Below are 12670 nucleotides of genomic sequence, written 5' to 3'. Positions count from 1 at the left end.
CTTGTGGGAGAAGGAACGGGCCCGCTCGCGCAGCGAGTGGGAAGGATGAGGGGGCTTGAGTCTCACTCCCCCTCACCCTTCCGCCGACTGCGTCGGCTCCCTCCCTCTCCCACAAGGGGGGAGGGAGATGTATGCTCCCCCCGTGACCGAACCCGCCCTCCCGCTCCTCTACGCGCAGCATCTCGCCCGCGACCGGCGGCGCTCGGCGCATACGGTGCGGGCTTACGGCGCCACGGCCGAGCGGCTGGTCGCCTTTCTCCAGAAGCATTGGGGTGGCCCGGTCACCCGCGAAGCGCTCGGCAAGGCGAGCGCCGCCGATCTGCGCGCCTATCTCGCGCATCGCCGCGAGGACGGGCTCACCAATGCGTCCGCCGCCCGCGAGCTGTCCGCCGTGCGTGGCTTCCTCAAATTCGCTGTCGGAGAGGATGCCGAGCTGCCGCGCCTCAAGGGGCCGCGCGTCAAGAAGGGCGTGCCTCGCCCGATCGCCCCGCACGAAGCGGTCGCACTGGCCGAAACCGTATCCGAGGAAGCGCGCGAACCCTGGCTTGCCGCGCGCGACTGGGCGGTGCTGCTGCTCCTCTACGGCGCCGGCCTGCGCATCGGCGAGGCCGTGAGCCTCACCGGCGCGGTCCTCCCGCTCGGCGCGACGATGGCGGTCACTGGCAAGCGCGACAAGACGCGGATCGTGCCGCTGCTCCCCCAGGTCCGCGACGCGATCGAGGCGTATGCGAGGCAATGCCCCTATGGCGTATCGCGCGACGCGCCGCTGTTCCGCGGGGCCAAGGGCGGGCCGATGCCGCCGGGGGTGATCCGCAAGTCGGTCCGGGCGGCCCGCACCGCGCTCGGCCTGTCGGACCGCACCACGCCGCATGCGCTGCGCCACAGCTTCGCGACGCACCTGCTCGGCCGCGGCGCCGATCTGCGCGCGCTGCAGGAGCTGCTCGGCCATGCCAGCCTGAGCTCGACGCAGATCTACACCGCGGTCGATGCGGCGCACCTGCTGGATGTGTACCGAAACGCGCACCCCCGCGCCTGATCTCCATCAGGTACAGCCGCGCCGTAACCTGCTACGATGGCGTAATGACCGATCCCTATCTCGCCGATATCGCCGATATCCAGCGCATCCCCGAAGTCGAGGCGATCCTCGCCGAGCTGTGCGAGTGCACGGGCATGGGCTTCGCAGCGGTGGCGCGGGTGACGTCGGACCGCTGGATTGCCTGCCAGGTGCTCGACAAGATCGAATTCGGCCTCAATCCCGGCGACGAGCTGGTGGTCAAGACGACGATCTGCGATGAGATCCGCGACAGCGGCCAGGGTGTCTTCATCAACGATGTCGATGCCGACCCCGCCTGGCGCACGCATCACACGCCGGCGCTATATGGCCTGAAAAGCTATATCTCCTGGCCGATCGTGCGCGCCGACGGCAGTTTCTTCGGTACGCTCTGCGCCATCGATCCGGCCTCGCGCAGCGGCCTCGCCGCGCTGGTCCCGCAGATGGAAATCTATGCCGCGCTGATCGCCGCGGAGCTCGATCGGCTCAGCCTCGCGGCTTCCAGGTGAACACCCGCCACAGATAGAGCACCGCCACCGCCGCGATCGCCGCGATCGAGACCGGGGCGATCCAATGGTCGACCGTCTCGAAATTGGTGCCCAGCCAATAGCCCACGCCGACCAGGATCGTGTTCCAGATCGCGCTGCCGATCGTCGTGTAGACCAGGAAGCGGCCGAGCGGCATGTGCATCAGCCCGGCCGGGATGGAGATCACCGTGCGCCCGATCGGCATGAAGCGGAACACCAGCACGGTGATCCCGCCCCAGCGATCGAAGAAGTGGCGCAGCTTCTCGATGTCTTCCCATTCCAGCGTCAGCCAGCGGCCCCAGCGGCGCACCAGCGGCTCGAGCCGCTTGTAGCCGAAGCGCCGCCCGATCTCCCACCAGAACAGGTTGCCGATGGCGCAGCCCGCCGTGCCGGTGAGCACCAGCAGCGCGAAGTCCATCTTGCCCTGGCCGGCGGCGATGCCGGCAACGCTCATGATCAGTTCGGAAGGGACGGGGGGAATGACGTTTTCCAGCACCATCAGCAGGAAAACGCCCAGATACCCCCAATCGAGCCAGTCGATCATCGCGTCAGCGGCGCTCCGCCACGCGGCGTTCGATCGCCTGCCAGATCACCGCGCCGGTATCGCTGCCGTTGAACTTGTCGATCGCGACGATGCCGGTGGGGGAGGTGACGTTGATCTCGGTCAGCCACTCGCCGCCGATCACGTCGATGCCCACGAACAACAGGCCGCGCTTCTTCAGCTCCGGCCCTAGCACCGCGCAGATCTCTTCCTCGCGCGCCGTCAGTTCGGTCTTCGCGGCACTTCCGCCCACCGCCAGGTTCGAGCGGATCTCGCCCTCGCCGGGGATGCGGTTGATCGCGCCGGCCACGTCGCCGTCGACCAGCACGATGCGCTTGTCGCCCGCCGCCACCGAGGGAAGGAACGCCTGCACCATGTGCGGCTCGCGATAGGCGGTGTTGAACACTTCGATCAGCGAGGAGAGGTTGGCGCCGTCGCTGCCCACCTTGAAGATCGCCTTGCCGCCATTGCCGTGCAGCGGCTTGATGACGATCTCGCCATGCACCGCGAGAAAGGCGCGCGCTTCCTCCAGGCTGCGCGTCACCAGCGTCGGCGGCATGAACTGCGGATAGTCGAGGACGAAGATCTTCTCCGGCGCGTTGCGCACACTGGCCGGGTCATTGACCACCAGCGTCTTGTCCGAGATCCGCTCGAGCAGATGCGTCGCGGTGATATAGCCCAGATCGAAGGGCGGATCCTGGCGCATCAGCACCACATCGGCTTCCTCGCCCAGGTCGAGCTGCACCGGCTCGCCGAACTCGAAATGATTGCCCGCCACCCGCTGCACCGTCACCGGATGCGCCTTCGCCCAGACGCGTCCGGCCGAATAGTTCAGGTCCTCGGCGGCATAGTGGAACAGCTTGTGCCCGCGCGCCTGCGCCGAGAGCATCAGCGCGAACGTCGAATCTCCGGCGATGTTGATCGCGTCGAGCGGGTCCATCTGCACGGCGACGTTGAGCGACATTGGGCCTCCTTGGTGAAAACGCTTTAGGTGACTTATCTGGATAAGTCACCCCATCCAGGCGTTTTCGATATGGCGAGGCAGGGTGCGCGGAGCAATGAGGATTACGTCGACCCGGATGTCGTCCCCCGGACCGGCATAGCGGGGCATCAGATACTCGGCCGCGGCCGCGACCCTGGCGAGCCGGCGCTCGTCGATCGCGAAATCCAGGTCGGCGGCGCTGGCGCGGGTCTTGACCTCGACAAAGGCGACAAGGTTGCCGCGCCGCACAATCAGGTCGACTTCGCCGGCCGGGGTGCGGACCCGCGAATCGAGGATTTTCCAGCCCTTGAGCCATAGCCACCAGGCCGCCCGGCGCTCGCCTTCGCGGCCACGCGTTTCCGCAGCGCGGCGATCCGTTGTCCTGCGGCCCCTCACGACTCGCAGCTGTGGATAACTTTGGTTACCATAGCCAGACCGAGTCGCACCGAACCGGGTTTATCGGTGCTTCCGGGGGGTCGCATCTGATGGAATCGAACGAACGCTATTATCGGCGTCGCGCCGCTCAGGAACTCGCCGCCGCCAAGCGGGCGATGACCGAGGCCGCGGCCCTTCGCCGTCGCCAGCTTGCCGAGACCTATCTCAGGCGCCTTGCCGAGCTTACCGGCGCGGACGAACTGCGCATGCTCGAGCAGGAATTCGCCTGAGGGCTTCGCGCTCGCGCGCCCTGACCGCTTCCCCGGCCCGCGCCGGGGAGTCGATTCGCTATCCCTTCATCTCCATCGCCCGCGCGTAGAGCGCCTTGCGATCGAGCCCCAGCTTCTTCGCGACTTCGCCCGCCGCCTTGCTCGCCGGCAGCCGGGTCAGCGCCTCGGCCAGCGCGGCGTCGGCGTCATCGGCCGTAGCCGGGGCAGGGGCGCCCGGCGGGGCGACCACCACCACGATCTCGCCCTTGGGCGGTGCCTCGGCATAGCGCTCGGCCAGCTGGGTGAGCGAGCCGGTCACGCATTCCTCGAACTTCTTGGTGATCTCGCGCGCCACCGCCGCCTCGCGGTCGCCCAGGCCCTCGGCCAGCGCGGCCAGGCAGGCGGAGAGCCGCGGCCCCGATTCGTAGAGCACCAGGGTGGCACGCACCCCCGCGATCTCGGCGATCGATTCGGCGCGCGCCTGCTGCTTCGAGGGCAGGAACCCCAGGAACAGGAAGCGATCGGTCGGCAGCCCCGCCAGGGTCAGCGCCGCGATCGCCGCGCAGGGTCCGGGAATCGTCGTTACCGTGTGGCCCGCCTCGCGCGCGTCGCGCACCAGCTTGAAGCCGGGATCGGAGATCAGCGGCGTGCCCGCGTCGGAGACCAGGGCGATCGCCTCGGTCGCCATCCGCGCCACCAGCCCGGGGCGCACCGCATCGGCATTATGGTCATGATAGGGGAGCATTTTCCCCTTCTGGCCAAGGTGCCGAAACAGTCCCGCTGTCACACGGCTGTCCTCAACGGCAACCAGATCGGCGTTCAGGAGTATTTCCGAAGCGCGCGGGGAGAGGTCGCCGAGATTGCCGATCGGCGTGGCGACGATATAGAGGCCGGGCGTAAGAAGAGCGTTCATCGGGGAGAGTAAATGGCAGACGCGACCCTAACACCGCAACGGGGCATCCTCCGCTGGGCCGCTTTGGGGCTCGCTGCGCTCCTCGCGGCCTGCGCCAGCGGACCTCGTGTAATCCCCGAAACCCGCCCCGCGCCGACGACCGAGGCGCCGCGCGAGCGTCCCTCGACTCGGCCGATCTCGCCGGGCCTGCCCCAGGACGTCGAGCGCCACCGCGTCGCGCTGCTGGTGCCGATGACCGGCCCCAACGCCGGCGTCGGCAAGTCGCTGGCCAATGCGACGCAGCTCGCCATCCTCGACACCAGGTCGGACGTGCTGCGCATCACCACCTACGACACCGCCGGCGGTGCCGCCAATGCCGCGCGCCAGGCGATCGCCGATGGCAACAAGCTGATCCTCGGTCCGCTGCTCGCCGAGGAAGCGCGTGAAGTCGCTCCGATTGCCCGCGCCGCGCGCGTGCCGGTGCTCAGCTTCTCGAACGATACGTCGGTCGCCGGCGGCGGCACCTATCTGCTCGGCTATTCGCCGGCGCAGTCGATCGAGCGCGTGGTCGATTACGCCAAGGGGCAGGGGATCACCAATTTCGTCGGCCTGATGACCTCGGGCGTCTATGGCGAGCGCGCCGCGACCAACTTCCTGCGCGCCGTGGAGGACCAGGGCGGTAAGGTGCTGGCGATGGAGACCTATGACGGTCGCCCCGGCTCGATGACGACCGCGATCACCAAGCTGTCGCGCTCGCCCTATCAGGCGATCCTGATCGCCGGCTCGGGCGCGAGCGGGGTGACGGCGGCGCCGCTGATCCGCAAGTCGGCGGGCGGCAAGACCGCGCGCATCCTCGGCACCGAGCTGTGGAACACCGATTCGGCGATCGGCACGAATGCGGTGCTCAACGGCGCCTGGTTCGCCAGCGTGCCCGACAATTACTACCGCACCTATGCCACCAAATACCGCACCCGCTTCGGTGCAGCGCCGTACCGGCTCTCGACGCTCGGCTATGACGCGGTGCTGCTCACCGTGCGCATCGCCCGCGAATGGCGCCCGGGAGACATCTTCCCCGAACGCCGCCTGGTCGCACCCGACGGCTTTGGCGGCCTCGACGGTGCCTTCCGCTTCGGCCGCGACGGCATCGCCGAGCGCGCGCTCGAGGTCCAGGAAGTGAAGGCGGGGACGACGGTGACGATCTCGCCGGCACCGACGGGATTCGGGAACTAGACGTCCCAATCCCTTCCCTTGCGGGATAGGAATATCCTTGGGTTCCCCGGCGCAGGCCGGGGCCCAGTTGCAATGTCGTTCGAGGGGTTCGACCGCCTGACCAACCGTGCCGATGCTGGACCCCGGCCTTCGCCGGGGAACGGCTTGGGTGCAGGGTCAGGCGTTCTTACGTAACCACCAGCTCGCGAAGAATCGCCTCGAGCACCGGCATCCCGGCATCGGTCACGACCAGCCGCATGCCTTCCCGCCGGACCAGCCCCTGCGCTTCCATCCCCGCCAGCGCCTTCGCATCCAGCGGCGCGTCCGGGATGCGCGACAGGTCCACGCCTTCGGCCAGCCGCAGCCCCATCAGCAGCGCCTCCACCCCGCGATCCTGCGGATCAAGCGGGTCCTCGCGCTCGATGCCATGCCCGTTGCGCTCGATGGCCGCGAGCCAGTTCTCGGGCTTCTTGCGCCGCAGCGTCGCGACGCCGTTCCGCCGGCCATGCGCGCCGGGGCCGACGCCGGCATAGTCGCCATAGCGCCAATAGGTCAGGTTGTGCCGGCTCTCCGCACCCGGCCGGGCATGGTTGGATATCTCATAGGCCGGCAGCCCGGCGGCGGCGGTGATCGCGCGCGTCGCGTCGAACAGGTCGGCGGCCTCGTCCGGATCATAGGCGGCAAGCTCGCCTTTCTCGAACAGCGTGGCGAAGCGCGTGCCCGGCTCGATGGTCAGCTGGTAGAGCGAGAGATGCTCGGTGCCATATGCCAGCGCCCGGCGCAGCTCGGCTTCCCAGCCGGCGAGCGTCTGGCCGGGCCGGGCATAGATCAGGTCGAAGCTCACGCGCGCGAACGCCTGCTGCGCGGTCTCCAGCGCCGCCAGCCCCTCGTCCACGCCATGCGCCCGCCCGAGGAAGCGCAGGTCCGCATCGTCGAGCGCCTGCAGCCCCAGCGACACCCGGTTAACCCCGGCCGAGGCGATGTCGGCGAAGCGCGCGGCTTCCACCGAAGACGGATTGGCTTCCAGCGTGATCTCGATGCCCGGCTCGAAGCCCCAATGCCGCTCCGCCGCCTCGATCACCGCGGCGACCGTCTCGGGCGGCATCAGCGACGGGGTGCCGCCGCCGAAGAAGATCGAGCCCAGCCGCCGTCCCGGCAGCGCCTCGGCCTCATGCGCCAGGTCGGCAAGCATCGCGCTGCGCCACAGCGTCTGATCGACGCTCTCGCGGACATGGCTGTTGAAGTCGCAATAGGGGCATTTCGACACGCAGAACGGCCAGTGCACGTACAGTGCGAGCGGGGGAGCGGTGTCGGTGGTCATGCGCTTGAGAGGCTTGGAGCGGGTAACGGGAATCGAACCCGTGTATTCAGCTTGGAAGGCTGCTGCACTACCATTGTGCTATACCCGCGAGCCATGCGCCGCCTGCCACAAGCTTGGGGGCGCGGTCAACAGGGCTGGGTCGGATCCAAACCTTCTTCGCTTCCCCGGCGAAAGCCGGGGCCCAGGGTTTCTCTGCCGAATCGCTCGTGACCCTGGGCCCCGGCTTTCGCCGGGGAGCAGATAAGCGGGGAGGCCATCTCGAATCACGGAATCGGCAGCGCCGTCGTCGCCTTCACCTGCGACAGCGCCACCGTGGAATTGATTTCCTGCACCCCCGGAAGCTTGGAAAGCTTGGTGAAGAAGAAGCGCTCATAGGCCTCGATGTCGGCGGCGACGATGCGCAGCATGAAGTCGAACACGCCCATCAGCACATAGGCTTCGAGCACTTCGGGGAAGGAGCCGATCGCCGCGGCGAACTCGTCAAGATTGGCTCGGCCATGCGCGTTGAGCTTGATCTGCGCGAAGATGTGGGCGTTGAGCCCAACCTTCTGCCGGTCGACCAGCGCCACGCGCCTGGTGATGATCCCTTCCTTCTCCATCCGGTCCACCCGGCGCCAGCAGGGCGAGCTCGACAGCCCGACCATTTCGCCCAGCTTGGCGGTCGGCATCGAGGCGTCTTCCTGGAGCACCTGCAGGATCTTGCGTTCGAACGGATCGAGGTTGGCGGGCAAATCTGTTCTCCATTTAACCGATATGGGGTGAGATATTGCCCATATGGCCTTGGACTATGCGAAGAAGGCCACATTCTCCCGCAAATCCATGGAAGAGTCATCTCAGGATTTCAGGAGCCCTTTCATGGTCGACGCGCCGCAAGTAACCGCCACCCCGCCCGAGAGCGTGCTTGTGCTGCGCGACGAGGAGAGCGGGCTGGACGGGGTCATCGTCCTCCATTCGAGCCGGCGCGGCCCGGCGGCGGGCGGGTGCCGGCTGTGGCGTTATGGCGATCATGCCGCCTTGGTCGGCGATGCGATGCGGCTGGCCGAGGGCATGACCTACAAGAATGCTATGGCCGATCTGCCGCTCGGCGGCGGCAAGGCGGTGCTCAACCTGCCCCAGGGTGATTTCGACCGGCGCAGGCTGTTCGCGGCCTTCGGTCGGGCAGTCGCGCGGCTCGACGGCAATTACGTCACAGCCGAGGATGTCGGCACCAGCGTCGCGGACATGGAAGCGGTGCGCGGCGTGACGCGCCATGTCGCCGGCCTGCCGCCGCGCGATGGCCGTCCGGGCGGCGATCCCTCGCCATGGACCGCGCGCGGGGTGTTCCTGGCGATGGAGGAAGCCGCGCGCCGCCAGCTCGGCAGCGAGCTCAAGGGGCTGCGCGTCGCGGTGCAGGGGCTCGGCCATGTCGGCTCGGCGCTGTGCGGCATGCTCCATGAAGCGGGCGCCCGGCTGATCGTCGCGGAGCCGCGCCCTGGCGTCGCCGCCGAGATCGCCTGTCGCTACGACGCGGAGATCATGGGCCGTGACAGCATCCTCGATGCCCGCTGCCAGATCTTCGCCCCCTGTGCGCTGGGCGGGGTGATCGACGGGGATGCCGTTGCCCGGCTGCGTGCCCGGATCGTCTGCGGCGCCGCGAACAATGTGCTGGCCACGCCCGAGGATGGCGACCGGCTCGCCGATCGCGGCATCCTCTATGCGCCCGATTATGTGGTGAATGCCGGCGGGATCATCAGCGTCGCCGGCGAATATCTCGGCTGGAGCGTCGACGAGGTGGCGAGCCGCGTCCATGCCACCGGGCTGCGGTTGGGCGCCGTGCTCGCCCATGCCGGGCGCGAGGGGCTGGCGCCGCACCGCGCCGCCGATGCGCTCGCTCGCGCCCGGATCACCGCCGCTCCGCTCGCGCCGGTACGCGAAGCCGCCTGAGCCATGCGTCTCGACATTGTCGGCGAATCGAGCGCTGCCCTGCTGTGCCGGCTGGTTGGCCTGGCCGCGCAGCACGATCTGGTCGCGCCCGAGATGGAAGTGCGGGTTACCGAATACGGCATGGCCGTACGGCTCGATCTCGAGCTGGACGGCCCGCCGGGCATGATCGTCGCGGAGAAGATGCTCCGCTGCATCGGTGTCGAGGCGGTCGCGCTCGACGGGGTGCCGCTCTAGTCGCTTATTCGGGCGCGAAGGCGCGCAGGAAGATGTCGGCCACCTGCCCGGCCTCGCGGTCGCGCTCGGCCGCGGAGAGTTCCTGGCCCCAGATCATCCGCTGCTGCACGCCCAGGCACAGCGAGGCGAGCACCCGCGCCGCGAACAGCGGATCCTCGCGGCGCAGCTGCCCTGCGTCCATCACCCGCTCGAAGAACGCCGCGAGCATCTGCTGGGTCGGCAACGGCGCGCGGCGGTAGAAGATGTCGCCGATCTCGGGAAAGCGCGCGACTTCCGACGCGATCAGCCGGTGCAGCCGCAGCCCGTCGGGTGACGAGACCTTGGCGATGAAGCCCTTGCAGAACTGGCGCACCGCCGCGCTCACGTCCTCGCCCGGCTTGAGCACATCGGCGAGCTGCGCGCGATAATCCTTGGTCGCGTCGTCGAGCACTGCGGCGAACAGCTCTTCCTTGGACGGGAAATAGCTCCACAGCGTGCCCTTGGATCCGCCGAGCTCGGCCGAGATCGCGGACATCGACGCGCCTGAATAGCCCTGGTCGAGGAATACGCGCTTGGCGATCGCCAGGATCGCTTCGCGGCGTTCCTCCTTGCGTGCCTCACGCTTGCCGGGCGCCTTCTCCACAATTTTTGTCATAACCGTACTATAGGGTACGATTTTGGGTTGACAAGATGCTGCGCTGCACCCATTTGCATCGCCGTACCAGACAGTACGGTATTTAAATCATGACTCGATTCTTTCTCCGCCCGCTGCTGCTTACCGCGACTGCCGGGACCGCGCTCCTTTCCGCCTGCGCGCCGGTGCCGAACCTCGGTGCCCGCCCCGAAGTGCGCGCCGCGACCGCCTATGCCGCGGACCAGTCGCTCAAGAGCGATGCCGCCAACTGGCCGGCCAATGACTGGTGGAGCGCCTATGGCGACCCGCAGCTCAGCGGCCTGATCGCCGAAGGGCTTGCCGATTCCCCCGATCTCGCCGCCGCCGCCGCGCGCCTCCGCTCGGCCCAGGGCTATGCCCAGCAGGCCGGTGCCGCGCTGCTCCCGTCGGTCGGCGTCCAGGCCGGCGCGACCGAGGGCAAGCAGAGCTACAACAACGGCGTCCCCGCCGCCTTCGTGCCCAAGGGCTGGAACGACAGCGGCCAGGTCGCCGCCAACCTCAGCTTCGATCTCGACCTGTGGGGCAAGAACCGCGCCTCGCTCGCCGCCGCCACCTCGGACGCCGAGGCCGCGCGGATCGAGCTCGAGCAGTCGCGCCTCGTCCTGTCGACCAACATCGCCGGCGCCTATGCCGATCTCGCCCGCCTCGCCGCGCAGCGCGACGTCCAGGCCAAGGCGCTCGAGCTGCGCACCCAGACCCAGAAGCTGGTCGGCGACCGCGTCACCAACGGCCTCGATACCCGCGCCGAGCTCAAGCAGGCCGATGCCGCCGTTCCCGCCGCCCGCGCCGATCTCGCCGCGACCGACGAGGCGATCGGCCTCACCCGCAACCGCATCGCCGCCCTGCTCGGCAAGGGACCGGACCGCGGCCTGGCCATCACGCTCCCCGCCGGCCCGGCCGAGAGCCACGGGCTTCCGGCGGGCGTTACCACCGACCTGATCGGCCGCCGGCCCGACATCGCCGCCGCCCGCGCCCGGGTCGAGGCCGCCGCCAGCCGCATCAAGGTCGCCCGCGCCGATTTCTACCCTTCGATCAATCTGAGCGCGCTGATCGGCTTCCAGTCCTTCGGCCTCGACAATCTGTTCAAGTCCGGATCGACCTATGGCTCGGTCGGCCCCGCCGTCAGCCTGCCGATCTTCCGCGGTGGCGCACTCGCCGGCCAGTACAAGGGTGCCCGCGCCGGCTATGACGAAGCGGTCGCGACCTATGACTCGACCGTCACCACGGCCTATCGCGAAGTCGCCGACGCGGTGACCAGCAAGAACGCGCTTGTCACCCGCCTTTCCGAGAGCCGTCAGGCGCTCAGCGACTCCGAAGCCGCCTATTCGATCGCCCGCCAGCGCTACGAAGGCGGACTCTCTACCTTCCTCGACGTGCTGACCGCCGAGCAGGCCGTGCTGCAGAACCGCCAGATCGTCGCCGACCTCCAGGCCCGGGCGTTCACGCTCGACGTCCAGCTGGTCCGCGCGCTGGGCGGCGGCTTTTCCACCAACACCGCGGCAGCGAACGCCGCCACCAAGGACTCGACCCATGGCTGATGCCGAACCCAATCTCCATGTCGCGAACGCCGCCGCCGAAACCGCGGCTCCGGAGGCTCCGGCCAAGCCGAGCCTGCGCAAGCGCCTGCTCACCGGCATCGCCGGCGCGGTGCTGGTCGCGGGCGTCGGCTATGGCGGCTGGTACGCGCTGGTCGGCAGCCATTACATCAGCACCGACAACGCCTATGTCGGTGCCGACACCGCCAGCGTGACTCCGATGGTCGCGGCCCAGGTCGCCGGCGTCGCCGTCTCGGATACCCAGGTGGTCAAGAAGGGCGACGTGCTCGTCCAGCTCGACGACAGCGACGCGCGGATCGCGCTCGCCCAGGCCGAGGCCGATCTCGCCAAGGCCCGCCGCCAGTACGGCCAGACCTCGGCCACCAGCGCGGCGCTCGCCGCGCAGGTCCAGGCCCGCAGCGCCGATATTTCCCGAGCCCGTGCCCAGCTCGTCGCCGCCGAGGCGGATTACGAGAAGGCGCGGGTGGACCTCGCCCGACGCCAGCGCCTCGCCCCCAATGGTGCGGTGTCGGGTGAGGAGCTTACCTCGGCGACCAACGCCTTCTCCTCGGCCAAGGCCAATCTGGAGCTGGCGCGCGCCGGGGTAGCCCAGGCCAATTCGACCCGCGGCGCCGCCACGGGCGAGCTGGCCGCGAACAACGCGCTGATCAGCGGCACCACCGCCAATTCGGCACCCGAAGTGCTCGCGGCGCAGGCCAGGGTCGATCAGGCCCGGCTCGACCTGACGCGCACCGTGATCCGCGCGCCGGTCGATGGCGTCGTCACGCGCCGCGCCGTCCAGGTCGGCCAGCGCGTCGCCCCCGGCGCGCAGCTGATGCTGATCGTTCCGATCAACCAGCTCTATGTCGATGCGAACTTCAAGGAAGGCCAGCTGACCCGCGTCAAGGTCGGCCAGCCGGTCACGCTCAAGTCGGACCTGTACGGCGGCAATGTCGAATATCACGGCAAGGTCGTCGGCCTGTCGGGCGGCACCGGTTCGTCTTTCGCGCTGATCCCGGCGCAGAACGCCACGGGCAACTGGATCAAGGTGGTCCAGCGCCTGCCGGTGCGCGTCCAGCTCGACCCGAAGGAGCTCGCCGAGCACCCGCTGCGCGTCGGCCTTTCCATGGACGCCGAGATCGACGTCTCGAAGAACTGA

Annotated in this window: 15 protein-coding genes and 1 tRNA gene; 8 read left to right on the top strand and 8 right to left on the bottom strand. The window is 68.7% G+C overall.

Going from position 1 to position 12670, the window contains the following annotated elements:
- Positions 1–127: 127 nt before the first annotated feature.
- Both O3305_RS12650 and O3305_RS12645 read left to right on the top strand, forming a co-directional pair.
- Positions 128–1036, top strand: coding sequence for a tyrosine recombinase XerC (locus tag O3305_RS12650; protein ID WP_269572880.1), 909 nt, complete (start codon positions 128–130; stop codon positions 1034–1036).
- 44 nt (positions 1037–1080) lie between these two features.
- Positions 1081–1560, top strand: coding sequence for a GAF domain-containing protein (locus tag O3305_RS12645; protein WP_269572879.1), 480 nt, complete (start codon positions 1081–1083; stop codon positions 1558–1560).
- Here O3305_RS12645 and O3305_RS12640 read toward each other — a convergent pair.
- From O3305_RS12640 to O3305_RS12630, 3 genes are read right to left on the bottom strand one after another with little or no spacing between them, the layout of a single operon-like run.
- A complete protein-coding gene (locus tag O3305_RS12640; RefSeq protein WP_269572878.1) occupies positions 1538–2122 on the bottom strand; it encodes a DedA family protein in 585 nt (194 codons plus the stop codon). The genes O3305_RS12645 and O3305_RS12640 overlap by 23 nt on opposite strands.
- Before the next feature lie 4 nt (positions 2123–2126).
- Entirely contained in the window at positions 2127–3083 is a 957-nt protein-coding gene (gshB, locus tag O3305_RS12635) for a glutathione synthase (protein ID WP_269572877.1), read from the bottom strand.
- Between the two features lie 45 nt (positions 3084–3128).
- The gene (locus O3305_RS12630; RefSeq protein ID WP_269572876.1) at positions 3129–3497 is read right to left on the bottom strand and encodes a YraN family protein; all 369 of its coding nucleotides are present in this window, start codon (positions 3495–3497) and stop codon (positions 3129–3131) included.
- Between the two features lie 89 nt (positions 3498–3586).
- On the opposite strand from O3305_RS12630, the gene O3305_RS12625 reads away from it, so the two are divergent.
- A complete protein-coding gene (locus O3305_RS12625) occupies positions 3587–3766 on the top strand; it encodes a hypothetical protein (RefSeq protein WP_184164748.1) in 180 nt (59 codons plus the stop codon).
- Between the two features lie 58 nt (positions 3767–3824).
- Here the strand turns inward: O3305_RS12625 and rsmI are convergent, their stop codons facing one another.
- On the bottom strand, positions 3825–4658 hold the full coding sequence (gene rsmI / locus O3305_RS12620; RefSeq protein ID WP_269572875.1) for a 16S rRNA (cytidine(1402)-2'-O)-methyltransferase: 834 nt from the start codon (positions 4656–4658) through the stop codon (positions 3825–3827).
- A gap of 12 nt (positions 4659–4670) precedes the next feature.
- Between rsmI and O3305_RS12615 the strand changes: the two genes are divergently transcribed.
- Positions 4671–5867, top strand: coding sequence for a penicillin-binding protein activator (locus O3305_RS12615; protein ID WP_269572874.1), 1197 nt, complete (start codon positions 4671–4673; stop codon positions 5865–5867).
- A 166-nt stretch (positions 5868–6033) separates the two neighbouring features.
- Here O3305_RS12615 and hemW read toward each other — a convergent pair whose 3' ends face one another.
- From hemW to O3305_RS12600, 3 genes are all read right to left on the bottom strand, one after another.
- Positions 6034–7167: a radical SAM family heme chaperone HemW gene (hemW, locus tag O3305_RS12610; protein ID WP_269572873.1), complete on the bottom strand. Its 1134-nt coding sequence runs from the start codon at positions 7165–7167 to the stop codon at positions 6034–6036.
- A 14-nt stretch (positions 7168–7181) separates the two neighbouring features.
- Positions 7182–7255: transfer RNA gene (locus O3305_RS12605), tRNA-Gly, on the bottom strand.
- Positions 7256–7430: 175 nt separating this feature from the next.
- Positions 7431–7835 carry an Lrp/AsnC family transcriptional regulator gene (locus O3305_RS12600; RefSeq protein WP_269576508.1) on the bottom strand — a complete coding sequence of 135 codons (405 nt, stop codon included), beginning with the start codon at positions 7833–7835 and terminating at the stop codon, positions 7431–7433.
- A gap of 187 nt (positions 7836–8022) precedes the next feature.
- Between O3305_RS12600 and O3305_RS12595 the strand changes: the two genes are divergently transcribed.
- A complete protein-coding gene (locus O3305_RS12595) occupies positions 8023–9090 on the top strand; it encodes a Glu/Leu/Phe/Val family dehydrogenase (protein WP_269572872.1) in 1068 nt (355 codons plus the stop codon).
- Positions 9091–9093: 3 nt separating this feature from the next.
- A complete protein-coding gene (locus O3305_RS12590) occupies positions 9094–9324 on the top strand; it encodes a hypothetical protein (RefSeq protein ID WP_269572871.1) in 231 nt (76 codons plus the stop codon).
- Between the two features lie 4 nt (positions 9325–9328).
- On the opposite strand, the gene O3305_RS12585 is transcribed toward O3305_RS12590, so the two are convergent.
- Positions 9329–9958 carry a TetR/AcrR family transcriptional regulator gene (locus O3305_RS12585; RefSeq protein WP_269572870.1) on the bottom strand — a complete coding sequence of 210 codons (630 nt, stop codon included), beginning with the start codon at positions 9956–9958 and terminating at the stop codon, positions 9329–9331.
- 89 nt (positions 9959–10047) lie between these two features.
- Between O3305_RS12585 and O3305_RS12580 the strand changes: the two genes are divergently transcribed.
- On the top strand, positions 10048–11514 hold the full coding sequence (locus tag O3305_RS12580; protein ID WP_269572869.1) for an efflux transporter outer membrane subunit: 1467 nt from the start codon (positions 10048–10050) through the stop codon (positions 11512–11514).
- Positions 11507–12670, top strand: coding sequence for an HlyD family secretion protein (locus O3305_RS12575; RefSeq protein WP_269572868.1), 1164 nt, complete (start codon positions 11507–11509; stop codon positions 12668–12670). Before O3305_RS12580 ends, O3305_RS12575 begins: the two co-directional genes overlap by 8 nt.

Origin of the sequence: Sphingomonas sp. NIBR02145 (assembly GCF_027359115.1) — a bacterium.
Lineage (GTDB): Bacteria > Pseudomonadota > Alphaproteobacteria > Sphingomonadales > Sphingomonadaceae > Sphingomonas > Sphingomonas kyeonggiensis_A.
The sequence above is the reverse complement of the archived record's forward strand: the minus strand, read 5'-3'. Positions and strand labels throughout refer to the sequence as shown.

Coding starts and splice junctions, on each gene's coding strand:
- O3305_RS12650 (WP_269572880.1), top strand. CDS start 128: ATGTATGCTCCCCCCGTGACCGAACCCGCCCTCCCGCTCCTCTACGCG.
- O3305_RS12645 (WP_269572879.1), top strand. CDS start 1,081: ATGACCGATCCCTATCTCGCCGATATCGCCGATATCCAGCGCATCCCC.
- O3305_RS12640 (WP_269572878.1), bottom strand. CDS start 2,122: ATGATCGACTGGCTCGATTGGGGGTATCTGGGCGTTTTCCTGCTGATG.
- gshB (WP_269572877.1), bottom strand. CDS start 3,083: ATGTCGCTCAACGTCGCCGTGCAGATGGACCCGCTCGACGCGATCAAC.
- O3305_RS12625 (WP_184164748.1), top strand. CDS start 3,587: ATGGAATCGAACGAACGCTATTATCGGCGTCGCGCCGCTCAGGAACTC.
- rsmI (WP_269572875.1), bottom strand. CDS start 4,658: ATGAACGCTCTTCTTACGCCCGGCCTCTATATCGTCGCCACGCCGATC.
- O3305_RS12615 (WP_269572874.1), top strand. CDS start 4,671: ATGGCAGACGCGACCCTAACACCGCAACGGGGCATCCTCCGCTGGGCC.
- hemW (WP_269572873.1), bottom strand. CDS start 7,167: ATGACCACCGACACCGCTCCCCCGCTCGCACTGTACGTGCACTGGCCG.
- O3305_RS12600 (WP_269576508.1), bottom strand. CDS start 7,835: ATGCCGACCGCCAAGCTGGGCGAAATGGTCGGGCTGTCGAGCTCGCCC.
- O3305_RS12595 (WP_269572872.1), top strand. CDS start 8,023: ATGGTCGACGCGCCGCAAGTAACCGCCACCCCGCCCGAGAGCGTGCTT.
- O3305_RS12590 (WP_269572871.1), top strand. CDS start 9,094: ATGCGTCTCGACATTGTCGGCGAATCGAGCGCTGCCCTGCTGTGCCGG.
- O3305_RS12585 (WP_269572870.1), bottom strand. CDS start 9,958: ATGACAAAAATTGTGGAGAAGGCGCCCGGCAAGCGTGAGGCACGCAAG.
- O3305_RS12580 (WP_269572869.1), top strand. CDS start 10,048: ATGACTCGATTCTTTCTCCGCCCGCTGCTGCTTACCGCGACTGCCGGG.
- O3305_RS12575 (WP_269572868.1), top strand. CDS start 11,507: ATGGCTGATGCCGAACCCAATCTCCATGTCGCGAACGCCGCCGCCGAA.